The organism is Protaetiibacter sp. SSC-01 (assembly GCF_014483895.1).
Taxonomy (GTDB): Bacteria; Actinomycetota; Actinomycetes; order Actinomycetales; family Microbacteriaceae; genus Homoserinibacter.
On the sequence record NZ_CP059987.1, the window covers coordinates 2,677,560 to 2,697,867 of the forward strand.

The 20,308-nt window shown below is 71.1% G+C and carries 27 protein-coding genes; 13 read left to right on the plus strand and 14 right to left on the minus strand.

Annotated elements, in window-relative coordinates:
• Window positions 1-58 precede the first annotated feature (58 nt).
• Genes H4J02_RS12610 through H4J02_RS12625 form a run of 4 tightly spaced genes read right to left on the minus strand, consistent with a single transcriptional unit; the run spans window position 59 to window position 4,361 of the window.
• On the minus strand, window positions 59-1,300 hold the full coding sequence (locus H4J02_RS12610; RefSeq protein WP_187674898.1) for a sugar ABC transporter substrate-binding protein: 1,242 nt from the start codon (window positions 1,298-1,300) through the stop codon (window positions 59-61).
• A 55-nt stretch (window positions 1,301-1,355) separates the two neighbouring features.
• Complete coding sequence (locus H4J02_RS12615; protein ID WP_222942184.1) at window positions 1,356-2,210, minus strand: carbohydrate ABC transporter permease; 855 nt, start codon at window positions 2,208-2,210, stop codon at window positions 1,356-1,358.
• Window positions 2,203-3,150 (minus strand): carbohydrate ABC transporter permease, encoded by a 948-nt coding sequence (locus H4J02_RS12620; RefSeq protein ID WP_187674899.1) that lies wholly within the window; start codon window positions 3,148-3,150, stop codon window positions 2,203-2,205. The genes H4J02_RS12615 and H4J02_RS12620 overlap by 8 nt, the downstream gene beginning before the upstream one ends.
• On the minus strand, window positions 3,147-4,361 hold the full coding sequence (locus H4J02_RS12625) for an ROK family transcriptional regulator (RefSeq protein ID WP_187674900.1): 1,215 nt from the start codon (window positions 4,359-4,361) through the stop codon (window positions 3,147-3,149). Before H4J02_RS12625 ends, H4J02_RS12620 begins: the two co-directional genes overlap by 4 nt.
• Window positions 4,362-4,442: 81 nt before the next feature.
• Between H4J02_RS12625 and H4J02_RS12630 the strand changes: the two genes are divergently transcribed.
• On the plus strand, window positions 4,443-5,213 hold the full coding sequence (locus H4J02_RS12630; RefSeq protein ID WP_187674901.1) for a hypothetical protein: 771 nt from the start codon (window positions 4,443-4,445) through the stop codon (window positions 5,211-5,213).
• On the opposite strand, the gene H4J02_RS12635 is transcribed toward H4J02_RS12630, so the two are convergent.
• Window positions 5,210-6,154 carry a phosphotransferase family protein gene (locus H4J02_RS12635; RefSeq protein ID WP_187674902.1) on the minus strand — a complete coding sequence of 315 codons (945 nt, stop codon included), beginning with the start codon at window positions 6,152-6,154 and terminating at the stop codon, window positions 5,210-5,212. The two genes, H4J02_RS12630 and H4J02_RS12635, sit on opposite strands and share 4 nt — an antisense overlap.
• 118 nt (window positions 6,155-6,272) lie before the next feature.
• On the opposite strand from H4J02_RS12635, the gene aspS reads away from it, so the two are divergent.
• Complete coding sequence (gene aspS, locus H4J02_RS12640; RefSeq protein WP_262406088.1) at window positions 6,273-7,592, plus strand: aspartate--tRNA(Asn) ligase; 1,320 nt, start codon at window positions 6,273-6,275, stop codon at window positions 7,590-7,592.
• Window positions 7,593-7,658: 66 nt separating this feature from the next.
• Here aspS and H4J02_RS12645 read toward each other — a convergent pair whose 3' ends face one another.
• The 3 genes from H4J02_RS12645 to H4J02_RS12655 all read right to left on the minus strand — a co-directional run bounded on the left by H4J02_RS12645 (window position 7,659) and on the right by H4J02_RS12655 (window position 8,523).
• Window positions 7,659-7,871: a YegP family protein gene (locus H4J02_RS12645; RefSeq protein WP_187674904.1), complete on the minus strand. Its 213-nt coding sequence runs from the start codon at window positions 7,869-7,871 to the stop codon at window positions 7,659-7,661.
• Window positions 7,872-7,972: 101 nt separating this feature from the next.
• Window positions 7,973-8,269 carry a Dabb family protein gene (locus H4J02_RS12650; RefSeq protein WP_187674905.1) on the minus strand — a complete coding sequence of 99 codons (297 nt, stop codon included), beginning with the start codon at window positions 8,267-8,269 and terminating at the stop codon, window positions 7,973-7,975.
• On the minus strand, window positions 8,266-8,523 hold the full coding sequence (locus H4J02_RS12655) for a glutaredoxin family protein (RefSeq protein WP_187674906.1): 258 nt from the start codon (window positions 8,521-8,523) through the stop codon (window positions 8,266-8,268). Before H4J02_RS12655 ends, H4J02_RS12650 begins: the two co-directional genes overlap by 4 nt.
• Before the next feature lie 20 nt (window positions 8,524-8,543).
• Between H4J02_RS12655 and H4J02_RS12660 the strand changes: the two genes are divergently transcribed.
• Window positions 8,544-9,323: an HAD family phosphatase gene (locus H4J02_RS12660; RefSeq protein WP_187674907.1), complete on the plus strand. Its 780-nt coding sequence runs from the start codon at window positions 8,544-8,546 to the stop codon at window positions 9,321-9,323.
• Window positions 9,324-9,339: 16 nt separating this feature from the next.
• Here H4J02_RS12660 and H4J02_RS12665 read toward each other — a convergent pair whose 3' ends face one another.
• Both H4J02_RS12665 and H4J02_RS12670 read right to left on the minus strand, forming a co-directional pair.
• The gene (locus H4J02_RS12665) at window positions 9,340-9,438 is read right to left on the minus strand and encodes a 30S ribosomal protein bS22 (protein WP_003792170.1); all 99 of its coding nucleotides are present in this window, start codon (window positions 9,436-9,438) and stop codon (window positions 9,340-9,342) included.
• Window positions 9,439-9,537: 99 nt separating this feature from the next.
• Entirely contained in the window at window positions 9,538-9,738 is a 201-nt protein-coding gene (locus tag H4J02_RS12670) for a helix-turn-helix domain-containing protein (protein ID WP_187674908.1), read from the minus strand.
• A gap of 132 nt (window positions 9,739-9,870) precedes the next feature.
• Here H4J02_RS12670 and H4J02_RS12675 point away from each other — a divergent pair, with 132 nt between their 5' ends.
• Window positions 9,871-10,911, plus strand: coding sequence for an aromatic acid exporter family protein (locus tag H4J02_RS12675; RefSeq protein WP_187674909.1), 1,041 nt, complete (start codon window positions 9,871-9,873; stop codon window positions 10,909-10,911).
• A gap of 62 nt (window positions 10,912-10,973) precedes the next feature.
• Here the strand turns inward: H4J02_RS12675 and H4J02_RS12680 are convergent, their stop codons facing one another.
• On the minus strand, window positions 10,974-11,432 hold the full coding sequence (locus tag H4J02_RS12680; RefSeq protein WP_187674910.1) for a helix-turn-helix transcriptional regulator: 459 nt from the start codon (window positions 11,430-11,432) through the stop codon (window positions 10,974-10,976).
• A gap of 71 nt (window positions 11,433-11,503) precedes the next feature.
• Here H4J02_RS12680 and H4J02_RS12685 point away from each other — a divergent pair, with 71 nt between their 5' ends.
• The 3 genes from H4J02_RS12685 to H4J02_RS12695 are packed head-to-tail and all read left to right on the plus strand — an operon-like array spanning window position 11,504 to window position 13,885.
• On the plus strand, window positions 11,504-12,931 hold the full coding sequence (locus tag H4J02_RS12685) for a TrkH family potassium uptake protein (RefSeq protein ID WP_187674911.1): 1,428 nt from the start codon (window positions 11,504-11,506) through the stop codon (window positions 12,929-12,931).
• Window positions 12,924-13,592, plus strand: a complete 669-nt coding sequence (locus H4J02_RS12690; protein ID WP_187674912.1) for a TrkA family potassium uptake protein — start codon at window positions 12,924-12,926, stop codon at window positions 13,590-13,592. Before H4J02_RS12685 ends, H4J02_RS12690 begins: the two co-directional genes overlap by 8 nt.
• Before the next feature lie 26 nt (window positions 13,593-13,618).
• Window positions 13,619-13,885, plus strand: a complete 267-nt coding sequence (locus tag H4J02_RS12695) for a hypothetical protein (protein ID WP_187674913.1) — start codon at window positions 13,619-13,621, stop codon at window positions 13,883-13,885.
• A 51-nt stretch (window positions 13,886-13,936) separates the two neighbouring features.
• On the opposite strand, the gene proC is transcribed toward H4J02_RS12695, so the two are convergent.
• Complete coding sequence (gene proC, locus H4J02_RS12700) at window positions 13,937-14,758, minus strand: pyrroline-5-carboxylate reductase (protein ID WP_187674914.1); 822 nt, start codon at window positions 14,756-14,758, stop codon at window positions 13,937-13,939.
• 23 nt (window positions 14,759-14,781) lie between these two features.
• On the opposite strand from proC, the gene H4J02_RS12705 reads away from it, so the two are divergent.
• Window positions 14,782-15,744: a cation diffusion facilitator family transporter gene (locus H4J02_RS12705; RefSeq protein WP_187674915.1), complete on the plus strand. Its 963-nt coding sequence runs from the start codon at window positions 14,782-14,784 to the stop codon at window positions 15,742-15,744.
• Window positions 15,745-15,807: 63 nt separating this feature from the next.
• On the plus strand, window positions 15,808-16,164 hold the full coding sequence (locus tag H4J02_RS12710; RefSeq protein ID WP_187674916.1) for a hypothetical protein: 357 nt from the start codon (window positions 15,808-15,810) through the stop codon (window positions 16,162-16,164).
• A 57-nt stretch (window positions 16,165-16,221) separates the two neighbouring features.
• Here the strand turns inward: H4J02_RS12710 and H4J02_RS12715 are convergent, their stop codons facing one another.
• Window positions 16,222-16,581: a DUF4406 domain-containing protein gene (locus H4J02_RS12715; RefSeq protein WP_262406122.1), complete on the minus strand. Its 360-nt coding sequence runs from the start codon at window positions 16,579-16,581 to the stop codon at window positions 16,222-16,224.
• Between the two features lie 55 nt (window positions 16,582-16,636).
• Between H4J02_RS12715 and H4J02_RS12720 the strand changes: the two genes are divergently transcribed.
• Window positions 16,637-17,374, plus strand: a complete 738-nt coding sequence (locus H4J02_RS12720; RefSeq protein ID WP_187674917.1) for a DeoR/GlpR family DNA-binding transcription regulator — start codon at window positions 16,637-16,639, stop codon at window positions 17,372-17,374.
• Between the two features lie 22 nt (window positions 17,375-17,396).
• Here H4J02_RS12720 and tadA read toward each other — a convergent pair whose 3' ends face one another.
• Window positions 17,397-17,867 (minus strand): tRNA adenosine(34) deaminase TadA, encoded by a 471-nt coding sequence (tadA, locus tag H4J02_RS12725; protein WP_222942185.1) that lies wholly within the window; start codon window positions 17,865-17,867, stop codon window positions 17,397-17,399.
• A gap of 12 nt (window positions 17,868-17,879) precedes the next feature.
• Between tadA and upp the strand changes: the two genes are divergently transcribed.
• The 3 genes from upp to H4J02_RS12740 all read left to right on the plus strand — a co-directional run bounded on the left by upp (window position 17,880) and on the right by H4J02_RS12740 (window position 20,300).
• The gene (upp, locus tag H4J02_RS12730; protein ID WP_187674918.1) at window positions 17,880-18,512 is read left to right on the plus strand and encodes a uracil phosphoribosyltransferase; all 633 of its coding nucleotides are present in this window, start codon (window positions 17,880-17,882) and stop codon (window positions 18,510-18,512) included.
• Window positions 18,513-18,851: 339 nt separating this feature from the next.
• The gene (locus H4J02_RS12735) at window positions 18,852-19,571 is read left to right on the plus strand and encodes a winged helix-turn-helix domain-containing protein (protein WP_187674919.1); all 720 of its coding nucleotides are present in this window, start codon (window positions 18,852-18,854) and stop codon (window positions 19,569-19,571) included.
• Between the two features lie 60 nt (window positions 19,572-19,631).
• Window positions 19,632-20,300 (plus strand): GAP family protein, encoded by a 669-nt coding sequence (locus H4J02_RS12740; protein WP_187674920.1) that lies wholly within the window; start codon window positions 19,632-19,634, stop codon window positions 20,298-20,300.
• Window positions 20,301-20,308: the final 8 nt, after the last annotated feature.

Consider the following 20,308-nt stretch of genomic DNA (forward strand, 5'->3'; position numbering starts at 1 on the left):
ACGATGGGGGTTGTCGGGTGGCGGCCCGGGCGGATGCGTCCGCCCGGGCCGCCCGGGGTCAGCCGCCGATGACGGCGTTGATGCGCTCTTCGGCGCTCGCGAGGGCGTCCTGGACCGTCTTGCGGCCGGCCTGCGCCTCGACGAGCTCCTCGGTCATGATGTCCTGCATCTCGGACTGGCCCGTCTTCGCGACGGGGGGCAGCGCGATGCCGTCGAGCGAGTCGAAGACCGCCTGGCGGTTCGCCGGGGCGCCCTTCTCCAGGTAGACCGCGAGCTTCGCCTCGTCGGAGATGGGCGGCAGCTCCCATCCGCTGTCGAGGCGGACGTCGATCATGGTGTCGGACGAGGTGAGGAACTCGACCCACGCGGTGGCGGCCTCGATGTTCTTCGAGCTCGAGCTCACGCCCACGGCGTTCGAGAACACGGCGCTCGCCTGACGGACGTTGCCCGGCTCGACCGCGATGTCCCACTCGAACGGCACGTCGGCGACGGCGCCGAAGACCCAGATGCCCGTGTGGAGCATCGCGAGCTTGCCCTCCTTGAAGAGGTTGGTGTCGAAGTCGGGCGTGCCCTGGCCCTGCTCGATCGTCGGCATCACGGTGCCGCTCTTCTCCACGAGCCACTTGGCGGCCTCGATGCCCTCCGGCGAGTTGAACGCGACGGCGGTGCGGTCGGCGTTCAGGAACTCGCCGCCGTTCTGCGCGAGGGCCTTGTAGTACTCGTGGAAGCTCACCGGCTGGTGGTCGCCCCACACGCCGGCGGCCTGATCGGTGAGAGCTTCGGCCGCGGCCCGCTCGTCCTCCCAGGTCCAGTCGGCCGACGGGTAGTCGAGGCCCGCGGCGTCGAAGAGCTCCTTGTTGTAGTAGAGCACGACGTCCGAGAACGAGCTCGGGAGCGCGTACTGGGTGCCGTCGGTCTGGTAGGCCTCGAGCACCGACGGGCGGTACACCGAGGCGTCCGACACCGTGAGGGGCGCGAGCACGCCGTTCGCCTGGAACTCGGCGTAGTTCGCGTACTCGATGTCGAAGACGTCGCTCTGCGTGCCGGCGGCGAGGTCGGTCTGCAGGGCGGTGAAGTAGTCGCCGTACGGGAGGGTGGTGACCTCGACCGTGATGTCGGGGTTCGCCTCCTCGAAGGCGTCCACGATCTTCTGCAGGTTCTCCTCGTTGCCTCCGTTGGAGATGAAGTTCGTGTACGTGATCGTGACCGGCGAGCCGTCGTCTCCGGGGGTCGCCGAGCAGCCCGCGAGGGCGATCGCGCCGACGGCCACGATGCCGACGGCGATGGGAAGGCGCTTCATGTGCCTGTCTCCTTCTGTGTGGATGGAATGCGGGGTGGTGTGTGGGCGACCGGGCTCACTTGAGCCCGGAGTTGGCGACGCCCTGAATGACGTACTTCTGCGCGAAGACGTACAGGGCGAGCATGGGGAGGACGCTCACGACCGAGCCGGCCATGACGATGTCCCATTGCGTGGTGTACTGCCCCTGCAGCCCGGCGAGGGCCACGGGCAGGGTCTGCAGCTCGGGCGAGCGCAGGATGACGAGCGGCCACAGGAAGCTGTTCCAGCTGCCCATGAACGCGAACACGGTGAGGGTCGCGAGCGCGGGCCGGATGTTGGGCAGGATGACCTGCCAGAAGATCCGGAAGTGGCCCGCGCCGTCGAGCGTCGCGGCCTCGTCGAGTTCACGCGGCACCTGATGCACCGCCTGGCGCAGCAGGAAGATGCCGAATGCGCTCGCGAGCGTCGGCAGGAGCGCGCCGAGGTAGGTGTTGACGAGGCCGAGCGCCTTGAGCTCGACGAACAGCGGCACGATGAGCACCTGCAGCGGGATCATCATCGTCGCGAGATAGACGGCGAAGACCACGCCTCGTCCCCGGAACGGGAGCCGACTGAAGGCGTAGGCCGCGGTCGCGCTCGTGAGCAGCTGAGCGAGGGTCGTCGCGACGGCCAGCCCGAGGCTGTTGAGGATGATGCGGCCGAAGGGGCGCTCCGCGAACAGCCGCCAGTACGCCTCGAGCGAGGGGTCGCTCGGGACGAGCGCGGGCGTGAGCGTGAGGCCCGCGCCCGGCGTGAGCGAGGTCACGATCGTCCACAGGAACGGGAAGAACATCGCGATCGCGCCGAGGACCACGACGATGTGGAGGGCGACCGAGCCCACGAGACCGGAGGGCCGCATCCGCCGGGTGCGTCCGAGAGCGGCGTCAACCATACGTCACCCACCGCCTCTGGCCGACGACCTGCACGACGGTCACCCCGAGCACGACGGCGAAGAGCAGCCAGCTGAGGGCGGATGCCTCTCCCGCGGCTCCGTACCGGAACGTCAGGTCGTAGATCTGCTGGACGACGACCTGCGTCGCGCCGCCCGGCCCGCCGCCGGTCATCGCGTACACCTGGTCGAACACCTGGAAGCCGTTGATGAGCGAGATCACGATCACGAAGAAGGTGCTCGGGCTCAGAAGGGGCAGCACGACCGAGAACAGCCGGCGCCACCACCCGGCGCCGTCGACGCGCGCGGCGTCGAGCAGCTCGGGGTCGATCGCCTGGAGCCCCGCGAGCAGGATGACCATCACGAAGCCGAGGTCCTTCCACGCCGACGCGATGATGATCGACGGCATCGCCCACGCGGGGTCCGTCCACCAGCCCGGGCCGTCGACGCCGAACCAGCCGAGCGCCGTGTTGACGACGCCGGAGGAGGGGTTGAGCAGCCAGCGCCACACGAGCGCGACCACGATCCAGCTCGTGATGACGGGCAGGAAGTAGATGCCACGCAGCACCGAGCGTCCGTGCAGGCGCGTGTTGAGCGCGAGCGCGAGCGCGAGGCCGCCGACGTAGACGAGCGGCAGGTAGCCGACGATGTAGTACAGCGTGTGCAGGAAGATGTCGCGGGTCTCGGGGTCGCTCAGCAGCTTCACGTAGTTGTCGAGGCCGACGAACTGCGGCGGGGCGAGCAGGTTCCACTCGGTGAGGCTCACCCAGGCGGCGCCCACCATGGGCACCAGCACGAACGCGGTGAGCGGGATGGCGCTCGGCAGCAGGAACGCGAGCACCGTGAGGGCGTAGCGGATGCGCGAGCGCGCCGGTCGGCGCCGGGCGGGCGCCGGGCGCGGCTTCGCTGCGCGCGCCGCGGCGGGCGCGAGGGTCGAGGTCATGAGCCGGCGCGCTCCGTCCCGCCCGCGGCGAGGCGCTCGCGTACGAGTCGCCCCTGCTCGCCCGCGACGCCCTCGGCGTCGAACGGGGTCGCGAGCACGAGCGCAGCGGCGCCCTGCGCCCAGCTCTCGTCCTGCCAGGTCTCGACGGCGACCCCCACCCCGCGCCGCGCCGGCAGGAGCGCGGAGCGGAAGGCGGGCTCGAATCCGAGCGCCCAGTGCGGCCACGCGGCCGTGCCCTCTCCGAGCAGGATCACGATCTCGGGGTCGAGGGTGTGCACGAGGCCCGCGAGCGCGCGGCCGAGCAGATGGCCGGCCTCGCCGAACAGGGCCGCGGCATCCGCCTGGCCCGCCTCGGCGGCGGCGCGCAGGGCGGCCATTCCGGCCGTCTCGCCGAGGATGCCGCGCGCGCGGGCCTCGCGCACGAGCGCGGCCTCGCCGATGAGCGCCTCGAGGCATCCGCGGCTGCCGCACATGCACACGGGCCCGTCCTCGACGACCGGTGTGTGGCCGATCTCGCCGGCGCCGCCCGCGGCACCGCGAAGTACGACCCCGTCGACCACGATCCCGGCGCCCACTCCGGTTCCGATCGTGACGACGAGGAAGCTCTCGTGTCGACGCCCCGTGCCGTAGAGCCGTTCGGCCATGGCGAGGGCGTTGACGTTGTTCTCGACGAGCACGGGCAGTCGCAGTGCGCGGCGGAGGCTCTCGCCGAGCGGCATGCCGTTCCAGCCGAGCTGCGGCGACACGACGACGCCGTCGCCCTGGCGGTCGACGGAGCCGGGCACGCCGACCCCCACCCCCAGCAGGCGCGCGACGCCGGAGCCCGCGATGAAGCGCTCGAGGAGGCTCGCGAGGTCCGCGAGCACCGTGGTCGCCGACGCGTCGAAGCGCTCGCTCGCCGAGCGCAGCACCGAGCCGTCGAGCCCCACCTCGACGAACGCGACGTGATCCGCGGCGACCTTGACGCCGATCGCGGAGCCGCCCTGTTGGGCGAGACCGAGTCGGCGGGCGGGGCGACCCCCCTGCGAGGGCTCGTGGTCGAGCTCGACGACGAGGCCGTCGGTCAGGAGGTCCTTGGTGAGCTGCGTCATGAGCGCGGGCGAGACACCGAGTGCGCGAGCGAGCTCGGCGCGCGAGGACGGGCCCTGGGCCCCGAGGTGCGCGAGCACGGCCGAGCGGTTGACGTCGGTGCGCGCGGCGGGTCGGATCATCGTCGGTCCTCTTGCGGTCGGGTTATTTCAGGAGTAAATAAACCAAGTAACGAAGTCCATGTCAAGCCTTGGGAGCCCCGCATGACCACCGCCACCTCCGCCGCCTTCGCGGCGCGGCTGCGCGCCCTCATCGACGCCGCGAGCGCGCGGCCCGAGATCGTCGGGCTCGTCGGCTTCGGATCGACCGCCGACCGCGACCGGGCCGACGAATGGTCCGACCTCGACATCGCCGTCATCGTGGAGCCCGGCCAGGAGGATCGGCTGCGACGCGAACTCGACTGGCTCCCGCGCCCCGAGCGCATCGCGCTCTCGGTCGTCGACCAGTGGGACGCCCTCATGGTGGTGACCGACGACGGCGCCCTCATGGAGTTCGGCATCGCCCGCCTCGACGCCTTCACCACATGGATCGCCGACCGCGCCGAGGTGATCCTCGACCGCGGGGGCGTCGAGCCCGCCCTGCGGCAGATCCTCGCCCGCCCCGCCCGCGGAGTCGACGTCGCGGTGGAGACCCGCGTCGCCCTCGTCAAGCTGCTCGTCGGTGCGGGGCGCGCGCGTCGCGGCGAGCTGCTCACCGCGAACCGCAACATCCGCGGCGAAGCCCTCGAGCACCTGCTGCGCGCGTGGGCCGCCGCGCTGCCCGGCGACCACGCCGTGCTCGACAGCCTCGACCCCCACCGCCGTTTCGAGCGCGCGCATCCGGAGCTCGCGGCGCGCGCCGAGGCCGCGCTGCGGCTCGATGCGGAGGGGGCCGCCCGCACGCTGCTCGACCTCGCGGAGGAGACCCTCGGCGCCCGCGACGACTTCCCGCGGGAGGGGGCGGCAGCGATCCGCCGGCGCCTCGGCTGGGACTAGAGGCCCGACTGCTCGAGCAGCGCCTCGAGGTTGCGGGCGAGGTGCGCGCGGTACTCGACGAGCCACTCCCCCTCGAACCCGCGCGGCACGATCTCGGTCGTGATGACCGTCGTGAACCACACGCGGTAGATGCGGATGCGCTCGAGCTCGTCGGGTGCGAACGCGTCGACCGCCGCGAGCCGCGGGTCCGGGTCGCCCACGTTCATCGCGTCGCCCGCGACGACGTCGAACAGCGGGTCGCCCCACAGGGCGCGCTCGACGTCGATGAGGCCGAGCACCTCGCCCGTCTCCGGCACGACGAAGACGTTGCCGGGCCACGGGTCGGCGTGCACGAGACGCGGCTCCGTCACCGCCGCGAGCGCCGCGTGCCCCTCGGTGAAGACCCGGCGGATGCGATCCTCCGGGAGCGGCACGCCCGCCCGGCGCGCGTCGGCGAGCACGGCCTCCAGGATGCGCTCCACGGCATCCGGCCACGTCGCCGCGCGCAGCGTCGTCGACGAGGGGTAGCCGAACTCGGGCCCCACCTCCTCGTGCACGCGCGCGAGCACGCGCCCGAGCTCGCGCTTCGCGCGGTCGTTCGCCTCGGGGGTCATCGTGGGCTCCGCGAGGTCCCAGCGCTCGCCCGGCATCCGGCTCATCGCGAGCACGTCGACCGGCAGCACCTCGCGGCTCGTGTCCAGCAGCAGCAGGCGCGGGTAAGGCCAGCCGCGCTCCGCGGCGAGCCGCATGACCGCCGCCTCGGTGCGCAGCATCCGCTCCTCGTAGAGCAGCAGGCTCGAGGCGTCGTCGGGTGGCGCGATCTTCACGATCGCCTCGTCGCCGGATGCGAAGCGCGCCTCCCACACGGATGCGAACGTGCCGCCGTCGAGCACGTCGAGCTGCACGAGCTCCCCCAGCGGCGCGAGCACCCGCGCGACCGCGTCGGGTTCGGGCCACTCCATGTCCGCGAGAGTACGTACTTTTCGCCCCCGCCGGGGCCGATATCTCCGAAAAGTACGTACTCTCGCGGACGAGAGGGCTGGGCGGCGTCACATGGGGGCGCGACTAGACTCGACCCCCGTGACCGCACGCACCCTCGTCAAGCAGCTCGCCGCCCAGCCCGACGGCCCCGTGTCCGTCTCCGGATGGGTGGAGACGGTGCGCGATCAGAAGAAGGTGCAGTTCGTCATCCTGCGCGACGAGACGGGCGCCGTGCAGCTCGTGCACCCGCGCACGGATGTCGAAGAGCCGGGCACGGACGCCCTCGCGACGACGATCTCCGGGCTCACGCACGGCACCTTCCTCACCGTCACGGGCGAGCTCAAGCACGACGAGCGCGTCAAGCTCGGTGGCCTCGAGGTCAAGATCGGCGACATCCACGTCGCCGCCGAGGCCCTCGACCTGCCGATCGCCGAGGACTCGTCGATCGACAAGCGCCTCGACTGGCGCTTCCTCGACCTGCGCCGCCCCGAGCAGAACCTGATCTTCCGCGTGCAGACGACCTTCCTGCACGCCCTGCGCACCTGGTGGGTCGACAACGACTTCATCGAGATCCACACCCCGAAGCTCATGGCGTCCGCGTCCGAGAGCCGCGCCGAGCTGTTCGAGGTCGAGTACTTCGAGACGAAGGCCTACCTCGCGCAGAGCCCGCAGTTCTTCAAGCAGATGGCGCAGCCCGCCGGCTTCGGCAAGGTCTTCGAGGTCGCGCCCGCGTTCCGCGCCGACCCGTCGTTCACGAGCCGCCACGCGACCGAGTTCATCTCCGTCGACGCCGAGATGAGCTGGGTCGACTCCCACGACGACGTCATGCGCATGCACGAGCAGCTGCTCGTCGCGGGCCTCACGGCCGTCAAGGAGAAGCACGGCGCCGAGATCGAGGCCGCGTTCGGCGTCGAGGTGACCGTGCCGGCCACGCCGTTCCCGCGCATCCCCCTCGCCGAGGCGCACAGCATCCTCGAGTCGCGCGGCTACACGGTGCCCCGCACGGATGGCGACCTCGACCCCGAGGGCGAGCGTCGCCTCGCCGAGTACGTCAAGGAGCAGTACGGCCACGAGTTCGTCTTCGTGACCGACTACGCCACGGGCATCCGGCCGTTCTACCACATGCGCCACGAGGGCGACCCGACGCTCACCAACAGCTACGACCTGCTGTTCAACGGCACCGAGATCTCGACCGGCGCCCAGCGCGAGCACCGCATCGAGGTGCTCGTCGAGCAGGCGAAGGAGAAGGGCCTCGACCCCGAGGAACTCGGCTTCTACCTCGACTTCTTCCGCTACGGCGTGCCGCCGCACGGCGGATTCGGCATGGGCCTCAGTCGCGTCATCATGCTGCTGCTGCACCAGGCGTCGATCCGCGAGGTCACGTACCTGTTCCGAGGGCCGAACCGCCTGCTGCCGTAGGGGGTATCGCGGGAGGCTGGTCTCGACACGTGGCCGTCGGCCGCTACTCGACCAGCGGAGGCGGCGTTACGCCGTCTGCTGGTAGCGGGGCTCCTGCAGCACCGTGAGGTCCTCGAACGTCGCCGAGCCGCTCGAGCGCATGACGGCCTGCACCATCGCGATCGCCGACGCCTTCGCCACGTAGTTGCCGCTCACGGCGACCGTCTGGCCGCTCTCCGACACGATGCGCCAGAAGTACGGCTGCGTGGGGTTCTTGCTCCGCAGGACCTGAAAACGCATGGGGGCTCCTCGAATGACACTCGGGGGGTGACTCGTGGAGCCTAGACGGAGCGGACCACCCCCCGCTAGGGGGTCACGGCGTGGCGACGCCGGATGCAACCCTAGACCTCGTAGTCGACGCAGCTGCGCGCATCCACGACCGAGCGGATGAACCCGGCCGCCTCCTGGTGCTGCGGATGCGTCTGGTACGCCGCGAGATCCTCGCGCGTCGCGAAGTCGGAGACGAGCACGACGTGCCAGTTGCCGGCCGTCTCCTCGAGGTCGACGCCGACCTCGATGCGCTCGGCCGCCACCACGCCTCGGAGCGCCTCGAGGCGCTGCTTGATGCCCGCGGCATCCGCCTCGCGCTGCGCCGCGTCCTCGGCGGCCAGCCGCCACGTCACGATGTGCCGGATCACGCCGACGCCTCCCTCTCGTCGAGGGCGCGCCGCAGCCGGTCGGGGTCGACGCGCCAGATGGTGTGCACGCGATCGTCGATGAGCACGACGGGGATCTCCTCCGCGTACCGGTCGAGCAGCTCGGCGTCGTCGAGGATGTTGCGCTCCTCGACCTCGAGCCCGCGCTCCCCCGCCACCTCGAGCACGGTCGCCCGCGCGTCGTCGCACAGGTGGCATCCGGGCTTGCCGAGCAGGGTGAGTCGCGGAGCGGGCACCCACCTAGACTATGGGGGTCATGCCCGAGGCCACTCCCGTGTCGAACCCGAGCGAACGCCCGATCATCGCGTTCTTCGACGTCGACAACACGCTCATGCACGGCACGAGCGTGTTCCACGTGGGGCGCGAGGCGTGGGCGCGCGGCATCATCGGCTGGCGCGACATCCTGCTCTTCGGCTGGCACCAGCGCCGCTTCATCAAGGTCGGCGAGAACCACGAGCACATGGGCACCGCGAAGGAGCGCGCCCTCGGCCTCGTGGCCGGGCACACCGAGTCGCAGATCATGGAGCTCGCCGACTCGATCTGGGAGCACCGGATCAGACCGCGGCTCTGGCCGGAGACGGTCGCCCTCGCGCGCGAGCACCTCGCGAAGGGCCACCAGGTGTGGCTCGTGTCGGCGACGCCCGTCGAGGTGGGCCGCCTGATCGCCGAGAAGCTCGGGCTCACGGGTGCCCTCGGCACGCGCGCGGAGGCCGTCGACGGCGTCTACACCGGTCGGCTCATCGGACCCGTGCTGCACGCGGAGCACAAGGCGGTGGAGGCCCGCGCCCTCGCGGAAGGCATGGATGCCGACCTCGCGGCGTCGTGGGCGTACTCCGACAGCCGCAACGACATCCCGCTGCTCGAGCTCGTCGGCAACCGCGTCGCGGTGAACCCGGATGCGGGCCTCGCCCGGTACGCGGCGGAGAAGCAGTGGCCGACGATGCGGCTCGACCCGGCGGCCATCAAGGCGCAGCAGCGGCGGGTGCGGCGCGAGGCCAAGGAGACCCGGGCCGCAAAGACGAAGCCCCGGGGCTGAGCCCGGGGCTGTCGGTTCACTTCTTGTTGCGGCGCTGGTGACGCGTCTTGCGGAGAAGCTTGCGGTGCTTCTTCTTCGCCATGCGCTTGCGGCGCTTCTTGATGACGGAACCCATGTTCACCTCATTCAGTTCGATCGACGGACCCACCCGGTCCGAGTCGAACCGCGGGAAGCCTAACCGGGAGAGTCTAACAAACCCGCAGGAGTCGGATTCTCAGCCGGCCTGGACGTCGCTGTCGGCGATGCCGATGACGCCCGCCACTGCCGACTCGGGGATGCGGTACGAGCGCCCGAAGCGCACGGCCGGCAGCTCCCCCGCGTGCACGAGCCGATAGACGGTCATCGTCGAGACGCGCATCATGTCGGCGACCTCCTGAACCGTCAGGAAGCGCACGTCGGAGAGATCGCGTGCCATGTCCGCCTCGTCGATGTCGTGTGGCTGGTGTGGTCTGTGTGACTGGAGTGTCCTGCCACAGAGTAGGGGGTGCGGGGATGCCGTGTCCAGGCGTCCTCCGCCCCCGATCCCGGAACGTGGGACGCTGGGAGCATGAGGCTCCTCGCCGCGTTCCGCGCCTCACGCCGGCAGCCATGGCTGCAGGTCGTGAAGTCGGCGGTCGCGACGGCCATCGCGTGGCTCGTCGCGGGGTGGCTCATCCCCGGTCCGCTGCCCGTCTTCGCGGCGATCGCGGCCCTCCTCGTCGTGCAGCCGAGCCTCAACCAGTCGGTCACGAAGGCGATCGAGCGCACGGTGGGCGTCGTGGCGGGCGTCGTCATCGCATCCGCTCTCTCGCTCGCGTTCGGGCCGGCCACGTGGGTCGTGCTCGTCGCCGTCGTCGCGGCGCTCGGGGTGGCATGGGCGCTGCGGATGACGACGGGCACCGCGAACCAGGTCGCGATCAGCGCGCTGCTCGTGCTCGCGCTCGGCGCCGCGACGCCCGGCTACGCGGTCGACCGCGTGCTCGAGACGATCATCGGCGCCGTCATCGGCTTCGTCGTCAACCTCGTGTTCGTGCCGCCCCTCGCGCTCGACCCGGCGCGCCGGGCGGTCGACGCGCTCGGCGGCGAGGTCGCGGCCTCGCTCGATCGCCTCGCCGACGCCCTCGCGGCGCCGCAGACGCCCGCGCAGCTCGAGGAGCTCATGATCACGGCGCGGCTCATGCGCCCCATGGTGACGTCGGCGTCGGATGCGATCGGCTCGGCCGCCGAGTCGCTCGCCCTCAACCCGCGCGGCCGTCGTCGCCGCGAGGAGCTCGAGCGGCTCGAGTCGACGCTCGCGATGCTGAGCCCCATGGTGACGCAGGTGATCGGGATGACGCGCGCGCTGTACGACCGTTACGACGTGAGCCTCGTCGACGAGCCGACGGTGCGCGCGATCGGCGAGCAGCTGCACCGCGCAGCCCACGACGTGCGGCGGGTCATGCGGCGCACGAGCCCCGACCCGGCTTCGCCCCCGACCGAGAGCATCCCGGCCCTCACCTCGCCGCTCGTGATCGCGGCGCCGTCATCGGGGCACTGGATCCTCGTGGGGTCGCTGCTCGAGGATCTGCGGCGCATCCACGCGACCCTCGCCGAACCCGACTCACGCTGACCGGTCGGTTCTCGGCCCTAAACCGGGCGGATGAGGCCAGAAACCGACCACTCAGCGGATGTTCACTCGCCCTTGCGGAGCTTCGGCAGCTTCTCCGTGACGCGCTGACGCGCGCCCTCGATCTTCTCCTGCGCGGTCTCGAACGCGACGCGCGCGGCGTTCGCCGTCTCGGCGGCCGTGCGGCCCAGACGGTCGCCGAACTCGGCACCCGCCCACGCGGCGTACACGGTCGTCGCACCGTTCTCATCCGTGCCGACGGTGAAGTCGGTGAACGGCTCGAGCCACACCTCGACCTCCTCGAGCGGGCTCGCGTCGAGGTGGTAGTAGCGGTGCTGCCCCTCCTCGCGCACACCGACGAGTCCGTGCTCGCGCAGCACCTTGAGGTGCTTCGACACCGTCGGCTGGGCGACGCCCAACTCGTTGACGAGGTCGCCCACAGCGAGCTCGCCTCGGCTCTCGAGCAGCTGTCGCAGGATCTCGCGGCGGGTGCCGTCGGCGAGGACGTCGAAGATGTCGGCCATTCCGACAGACTAGCCAGCGCGTGCCGGGAGTACCATGACCCCGGTCCGACGGTCGGAAGCGAGGGGGACGGATGCGCGCCAAACCGGTGCGCCGCGACCCGCTCGCGGCGCGCGTGGCCGACAGGATCGGCGACTTCGCGACCGTCACGCCCGCGCGCTTCGCGATCCTCGTGTTCGCGATCCTCGTCGTGCTCTTCACTCTGCTGTTCTCACTGCCGATCGCGACGACCTCGGGCGAGCAGACGCCCTTCATCGACGCGCTCTTCACCGCCGTGTCGGTCATCTGCGTGACGGGCCTCTCGACCGTCGACATGGCCACCTACTGGTCGCCCTTCGGGCACGTGCTCGTGTTCGTGGGCGTCGAGATCGGCGGCATCGGCGTGCTGACGGTCGCGTCGATTCTCGGCATGGTCGTGAGCCGCAAGCTCGGCCTGCGCCAGAAGCTCATGGCTGCAGGGGACGCGAACCCGCTGCGCATCCGCCGCGGCCCCATCGCGGAGGGCCAGGCCGTGCGCCTCGGCGAGACGGGCAACCTGCTCATGACGGTGGCCGTGAGCGTCATCGTCATCGAGCTCGCGGTCGCGGTGCTCATCTTCCCGCGCCTGCTCATCGCGGGGGTGCCCTGGTACACGGCGCTGTGGGAGTCGATCTACTTCTCGGCGATGGCGTTCACCAACACGGGGTTCTCGCCGGCGCCCGAGGGGATCTCGGCGTTCGCGACCGACTGGTGGTTCCTCGGCGCGCTCATGATCGCGACGGTGTTCGGCGCGATCGGCTTCCCCGTGATCTACGTGCTGCGCAAGAAGCTGCGGCAGCCGCATCAGTGGTCGCTGCACGTCAAACTCACCCTCGTGTGGTTCGCCGCCCTGCTCGTCGGCGGCACCGTCGTCTACCTCCTGCTCGAGTGGGACAACACCGCGACCATGGGCCTCATGAACCCGGGCGACCGCATCCTGAACAGCCTCTTCCTCTCGGTCATGACGCGCTCGGGCGGCTTCTCGACGATCGACGTCGGCCAGCTCGACGGCTCGAGCCTGCTCATCACCGACATGCTCATGTTCGTGGGCGGCGGCTCCGCGTCGACGGCGGGCGGCATCAAGGTCACGACCCTCGCCATCCTGTTCCTCGCCGCGTTCGCCGAGGCGCGCGGCAACGACGACATGGAGGCCTACGGCCGGCGCATCCCGCAGGACGTGCTGCGCCTGGCCGTCTCGGTCGTGCTGTGGGGCGCGACGATCGTCGCGGGCGCGACCATCCTCATCCTCTTCATCAACGACGACGCCCCGCTCGACTACGTGCTGTTCGACGTCATCAGCGCGTTCGCGACGTGCGGGCTCACAACCGGGTTCACGCAGAACGCGAACGACGCGACGCAGCTCATCATCGCGGCGACGATGTTCTTCGGACGCATCGGTACAGTGACTCTCGCCGCGGCCCTCGCGGCGTCCACACGGCGGCAGTACTTCCGCCGCCCCGAGGAGAGGCCCATCGTTGGTTGAGAAGATCGCCCACGACGCCCCCGTGCTCGTGATCGGCCTCGGCCGCTTCGGCGCCGCGACCGCGGGTCAGCTGCAGCGGCTCGACCGCGAGGTGCTCGCGGTCGACGAGGACATGGCGCTCGTGCAGAAGTGGTCGGAGCGCGTGACCCACGCGGTGCAGGCGGATGCGCGCTCGATCGATGCGCTGCGGCAGATCGGCGCGGCCGACTTTCAGATCGCCGTCGTCGCGGTCGGCAGCTCGATCGAGGCGAGCGTGCTCATCACGGCGAACCTCGTCGACCTCAAGATCCCGCAGATCTGGGCGAAGGCCATCAGCCAGTCGCACGGCAAGATCCTCAGCCGCATCGGCGCCAACCACGTCATCTACCCGGAGGCCGAGGCCGGCGAGCGCGTCGCGCACCTCGTCTCGGGTCGCATGATCGACTTCATCGAGTTCGACGACGGCTTCGCGATCGTGAAGATGTACCCGCCGAAGCCCATCCGCGGGCTGAGCCTCGCCGAGTCGCACGTGCGCCAGCGCTACGGCATCACCGTGGTCGGCGTGAAGAGCCCCGGCAAGGACTTCACCTACGCGACGGCCGAGACGGTGATCTCGAACCACGACCTCATCATCGCCTCGGGGTCGACGTCCGACCTCGAGAAGTTCGCGGCACTGCAGTAGCGCCGCGCGGCGGAAAGGAGACGAGGATGGCCGGTTTCGATCTCGGTGGGCTCGGCGACGCGGTCGGCGGACTGCTCGGCGGCAAGGGCCTCGACGCGAAGGCGCTGCAGGGGCTGTGGGAGCAGGTGCAGCCGACGCTCAAGGGCCTCGACACGGATCAGATCCTCGACACGATCGGCGACTTCGCGAAGAACCTGAACCTGCCGCTCGTGAAGAACGTGCCCGACAAGACGATCGAGGACATCAAGAACGGCGTCAAGGTGCCCGTGAAGGACTTCATCAAGGGGCTGTAGTCGGGGGCGTCGTCTCGAGACCCGTCCGCTTCGCGGGCGCTCCTCGACCACCTACGAGGCGGCGAGCTCCCTCGCCCGCGCGATCGCCGCATCCGCCGCCCGCTCGAAGACGTCGGCGAGCTGCGCCTCGTCGAGCACCGCGATGAGGCGCTCGGTCGTGCCCTTGGGGCTCGTGACGCGTCGGCGCAGCTCGGCGGGCTCCTCGCCCGTCGACTCGAGCAGGAGCGCCGAGCCGATGAGCGTCTGCTCGGCCAGGAGGCGCGCGTCGTCGCGGCCGAATCCGAGCCGCTCGGCGGCCTCGGTGAGCTTCTCGACGAGGAAGTAGACCGTCGCGGGGCCCGAGCCCGAGATCGCGGAGAGCGCATCGATCTGCCCCTCGGGCAGCTCGACGACGACGCCGACCGCCTCGAAGAGCTCGCGCGCGAGCGCCAGCTCCGCCGCCCCCGCGCGCGAGCCGGCCGCGACACCCGTCACGGCGCGGCGCACGAGCGCGGGCGTGTTGGGCATCGTGCGCACGACGGGGTTCGGCACGACGGCCTCCATCATCGCCGTCGTGATGCCCGCCGCGACGCTCACGACCACGGCGTCCGCGGGCAGCGCAGCCGCGACCTCGCGCAGGGTGTCGACGATCATCGCGGGCTTCACGCCGAGCAGCACGACGCCTGCGCCCTCGACGACCGCGGCGTTCGCATCCGCTCGCTCCTCGAGGGCGATCGCGCGCACACCCTCCGCGCGCCACGCCTCGGCGGAGGCCGTCGAGCGCGTGCTCACGGCGACGGATGCGGGGTCGACCCCGGCGGCGATCAGGCCGCGCACGATGGCGCCCGCCATCGAACCGGCGCCCAGTACGGCGAGGGGCGGGAGGGTCGTCATGGGCCTCATCCTAGAATCGCCTCATGAGCGCGTCCGGCGGTACGAAGGCGATCATCGCGGCATTCCTGGCGAACCTCGGGATCGCGATCACGAAGTTCGTCGCATGGTTCTTCTCGGGATCGAGCTCGATGCTCGCGGAGGGCGTGCACTCGGTGGCCGACTCCGGCAACCAGCTGCTCCTGCTGCTCGGCGGGCGCAAGGCGAAGAAGGCAGCGGATGCCGAGCATCCGTTCGGCTACGGCCGCGAGCGCTACGTGTACGCCTTCGTCGTCGCGATCATCCTCTTCTCGGTCGGCGGCGTGTTCTCGATCTACGAGGGCATCGAGAAGCTCACCCATCCGCACCCGCTCGAGAACGCGTGGCTGCCGATCCTCGTGCTCGTCATCGCGATCGGCCTCGAGAGCTTCTCGCTGCGCACCGCCGTGAAGGAGTCGAACCACGTCCGCGGCAAGCAGAGCTGGGTGCAGTTCGTGCGCCGCGCGAAGCAGCCCGAGCTGCCGGTCGTGCTGCTCGAGGACGTCGCGGCCCTCCTCGGCCTCGTGCTCGCCCTCCTGGGCGTCGGGCTCACGATCCTCACGGGCGACAACCTGTGGGACGGCATCGGCACGATCGCGATCGGCGTGCTGCTCGTGACCGTCGCCATCATCCTCGGCATCGAGACGAAGAGCCTGCTCGTCGGCGAGGGGGCGGAGCCGGATGTCGTTGCCAAGATCCTCGCGGCGTTCAACGGCCACCCGCAGGTCGAGGCCGTCATCCACATGAAGACCCTCTACCTCGGACCCGACGAGCTGCTCGTCGCCGCGAAGATCGCCGTGCCGAAGGCGACGCGCGCCGTCGACGTCGCGACGGCGATCGACGCGATCGAGAAGGACGTGCGCGCCGCCGTGCCGGTCGCGCGCGTCATCTACCTCGAGCCCGACATCTACGTCTCGCGCGAGGGCGACCACCCCTCGACCGACGCGATCGTCATCAAGAGCACGGACTGACCGCCGGCTGATCCACCCGCAGCACCCGCGCCACCCGCACCACCCGAGAACGGAACCCCGCCCATGCACATCGTCCAGAACATCCTGCTCGCGACCCACGTGTTCGGGCTCGCGATCATCGTCGGACCCTTCATCCTGCAGATGCGCAAGAAGGAGGGCTTCGCGACAGGCCTCGTGCTCGCGGGCGCGATCATCCAGCTCGTGACGGGCGTCGCGATGGTCGGCATCGGCGAGGCCGTGCTCGACCGCGACTACAACTCGATCAAGATCGCCGTGAAGCTCGGCCTCGCGGTCATCGTGCTGATCGGCGCGATCGGCGGCTACCTCGCGCAGAAGAAGGGCCGCCGCGTGAACCCGTGGTTCCACACCGCGGGCGGCACGGCCGCCATCAACGTGCTCGTCGCCGTGCTCTGGCGCTGAGCCCCTTCGCTCTTCGAGGCGTCGCCTTCCTTCGGGAGGGCGACGCCTCGGTCGTTCTCAGCTCGCGCGCGGCACCTGGGCGAGATCGGTGTAGACCGGCAGACCGCGCTCCCGCGCGATGCGCACGTCCTGGTCCGCGCCGGCCGAGACCCCCGGGAGGCGCAGCACGGCGTCGCAGTGCTGCAGCAGGCGCGAGGCGGTCTCGTACATGACGTCGGGCTCACCGCCCGGCTGGTCGCCGAGCTCGCGGATGGTGGGGAGCGCCACCCACTCCCCGATCATGGGCACGTGACCGAGCCGGTAGAGGGGCGCGGATGCGGCCTCGAGCCGCCGCAGATTCGCTGCGATGCGGGCGGGGTCTCCGTCGGTGCCCGAGCGGTATGGGCCGGCGATGAGGATGAGCATTGATGCGGTCACGGCGCGAGTGTAGCGTTAACCGTGCAACAACATGCAAGACCCGGAAGGAACACGGATGCTGGCGAAGCAGCGCAAGCGGCACCTCATCGAGCTCCTCGCGCGCGACGGCCGCGTCGTGGCGAAGGAGGTCGCCGCCGAACTCGGCATCTCCGAGGACACCGTGCGCCGCGACCTGCGCGAGCTCGCGGATGCCGGCCTCGCCCGTCGCGTCTACGGCGGGGCGCTGCCGTTCGACGCATCCGAGCGACCCTTCGCCGAACGCGACGACGACTCCGGCAAGGAGCGCGTCGCCGAGAGCGCGCTCGCGCTGCTCGAACCCGGCATGACGATCGCGCTCGACGGCGGCACGACCGCGCTCGCGCTGGCCCGACGCATCCCGAACGGCGCCGGCCTCACGATCGCGACCCCGAGCCCGCACGTCGCGATCGCCGCTGCCGAGCACTCGGACGCCCGCGTGCTGCTGCTCGGCGGCGAGCTCGGGCGCCACTCGATGACGTCGGGCGGAGCCCTTGCGCTCGAGGCGATCGCGCGCGTCGGCGCCGACCGCTTCCTGCTCGGCGCATCCGGCGTGCACCCCGACCACGGCGTCACGACCGACGACCCCGACGACGCCGCCGTCAAACGCGCGCTCGCCGCCGTGAGCCGTGAGACCTACCTGCTCGCGAGCGGCCCGAAGCTCGGGGCGCGGGCGCGGCATACGGTGCTCGCCCTCGACCAGCTCGCGGGCGTCGTGGTGCCGTCGACCGAGCGCGACGCCGCGCGCGAACTGCTCGGCGCCCACCTCGTGCGCTGACCTCGGCGTCGAAGCGCGCCTCTCAGAGCTCGGAGGCGCGCGCCTCCTGGAAGAACCGCGTGAGCACGGCCGCGCACTCGGCCTCGAGCACGCCGGGGATGACCTCCGCGCGATACGGCAGCCGGCGGTCGCGCAGCAGATCGTGCACGCTGCCCGAGGCGCCCGCCTTCTCGTCCCACGCGCCGAACACGACGCGGGGGATGCGCGCCGCGAGGATCGCACCGGCGCACATCACGCACGGTTCGAGCGTCACGACGAGCGTCGTGTCGTCGAGGTGCCAGTCGCTCCGCACCTCCGCAGCGCGGCGGATCGCGACGACCTCCGCGTGCGCCGTCGGGTCGCCGTGGCGCTCCCGCTCGTTGCGGCCGTGGGCGAGCACCGTGCCATCCGCGGCGAGCACGACTGCACCGACGGGCACGTCACCGGATGCGAGGGCGAGCTCCGCCTCGGCCAGCGCGAGGCGCATGGCCTCCTCGTGGGCGCTCGAGGGCATAGATTGAAGCCTATGCGAGTGCACGTCGCCGACCACCCCCTCATCACCCACAAGCTCACGGTCCTGCGTGACGAGCGCACCCCGTCGCCGGTGTTCCGCTCGCTCGCCGAGGAGCTCGTGACGCTGCTCGCGTACGAGGCGACCCGCAACGTGCGCACGACCGAGGTCACGGTCAAGACGCCCGTCGCCGAGACCACGGGCCTCGCCATCGCGACCCCGCGTCCGCTCGTCGTGCCGATCCTCCGCGCGGGGCTCGGGATGCTCGAGGGCATGGTCAAGCTCGTCCCGACCGCCGAGGTCGGCTTCCTCGGCATGGTGCGCGACGAGGAGACTCTCCAGCCCACGACCTACGCCGAGCGCCTGCCCGACGACCTGTCGAACCGCCAGTGCTTCGTGCTCGACCCCATGCTCGCGACCGGAGGCTCGCTCGGCGCGGCCATCGAGTTCCTCTTCGAGCGCGGCGCCGTCGACGTGACCGCCGTGTGCCTCATCGCCGCCCCCGAGGGCCTCGAGCACGTGCGCCAGGCCACCGAGGGCCGCGAGGTGACGATCGTCATCGGCGCGCTCGACGAGAAGCTCAACGAGAAGGGCTACATCGTTCCGGGCCTCGGCGACGCGGGCGACCGCCTCTACGGACTCGTGTGAGTCGAACGCGTAGCAGCCGTTTCATTCTGTTACGACGGATTTCTCTGTTCGTTTGACACATGGCGTAACGGTCGCCCAGACTCTTGGGCATGACCGTTCACGCGCACCCCACGACCTCCTTCGAGGCCCTCGGGACTGCCGGCATGATGATGCCGGTGCGCGCTGGTCTGTGTTGTCGAATGTGCGCTTGAGCCGCCCCTTCGCCCGAGTTACCCGCTGATGGTGAACTCCCCGACATCCGGCTCCGACAGCCCGGATGGCGCTCCCCGCTTCGACAACACCCGGCCCGCCGCGTCCTTCGATGACGCGACCGCCGACACCTCGCAAGGATTCGACGACATGTCTCTCGCCACCCTCGACACCCTCCGTCCCCCGACCCGTCCCTACCCCGTCCCGCGCACCGCGGAGCAGCAGGCCCCCGAGGCCGAGCGTCCCCGCATCCGCGCCGTGCCCGACGGCACCGAGGCCCGCGGCTTCGCCCTCTACGTGGGCGTCGACGAGCTGAAGGCCGCCACCTCGGGCGTCTCACTCCCCCAGCTCGTCGAGGCGCTCAAGCGCACCGTCGCCGAGCTCGTGCCCGACGCCGAGACCTACGCCGCCGTCGCCCTCGCCCCGCGCGGCGCCGGCGGCCGCGACGTCGAGGTCGTGCGCCTCGCCCTGCAGGACCCGGCCGCACTCGCGAAGCACCGCCAGAGCGCCGCGCCCGCCGAGGCCCCCGAGCCCAAGGGCGGCGTCGTGATCGACATCTCCCGCAAGCGCGTGCAGCTCGACGGCGAGGTCGCGCCGCTCACCTACAAGGAGTTCGAGCTGCTGCAGTTCCTCGTGCTCCGCGAAGGCCGCACGATCGAGCGCGCCGAGATCATCTCGACGCTGTGGGCCGACGGCTCGGAGGACATCCCGAACGAGCGCACGATCGACGTGCACGTGCGTCGCCTGCGCTCGAAGCTCGGCGCCTACGAGGACATCGTGCGCACCGTGCGCGGCTCGGGCTACCGCTTCGACCGCCACGCCGACGTCACGATCCGCTGGGCCTCCACGCCGTCGCCCGACGTCTTCTGACCCGCGACACGGCGGGGCGCTCGGCGTAGGCTGAGGGCCCCGGTCGCGAGGAGGCACGGGATGCAGGAGCTCATCGGCGACCTCGTCGCCTACGCGTTCGTCGTGGCGGCGAGCCCGCTGCCGATCATCGCGGTGCTCCTGCTGCTCGCAGCGCCGGGCGGCATCCGGATCGGCGGGCTCTTCGTGCTCGCCCGCGTGGTGGTGCTCGCGACGCTCGTGACCGTCGCCGCACTGCTCGCCGACCTCGCCGACGACGCGGCGGGCTCGCAGACCCCGGCGGCCGTGCTGCGCATCCTGCTGGGGCTCGTGCTCGTCGGCGTCGCCGTGCGCAAGTGGCTGCGGCGCCCGCGGGGCGCGGATGCCGTGGCGCTGCCCGGCTGGATGCGCGCGATCGACGGGGTCGGCCCCGGCGGGGCGTTGCGCCTCGGCGCGCTCGTGACGGCCGTCAACCTCAAGGAGCTCGCGATGGCGGTCGGTGCCGGGTTGACGCTCGGCGGCGCCGACGCCTCCGTCGCCGAGGCGAGCGTCGCGGGCGTGGTCTTCGTCGTGCTCTCGACCCTCGGCGTGACCCTCCCGCTGCTCGCGCTGCTCGTCGGGGGCGAACGCGCGTCCGCGAGGCTCGCCGACGCGCGCGACTGGTTCGTGCGCCACAACGCCACCCTCATCGCCGTCGTGATGCTCGCGATCGGCGGGGTGCTCATCGGAGGCGGAATCGGCGCCCTCGGCTGACGCGGATG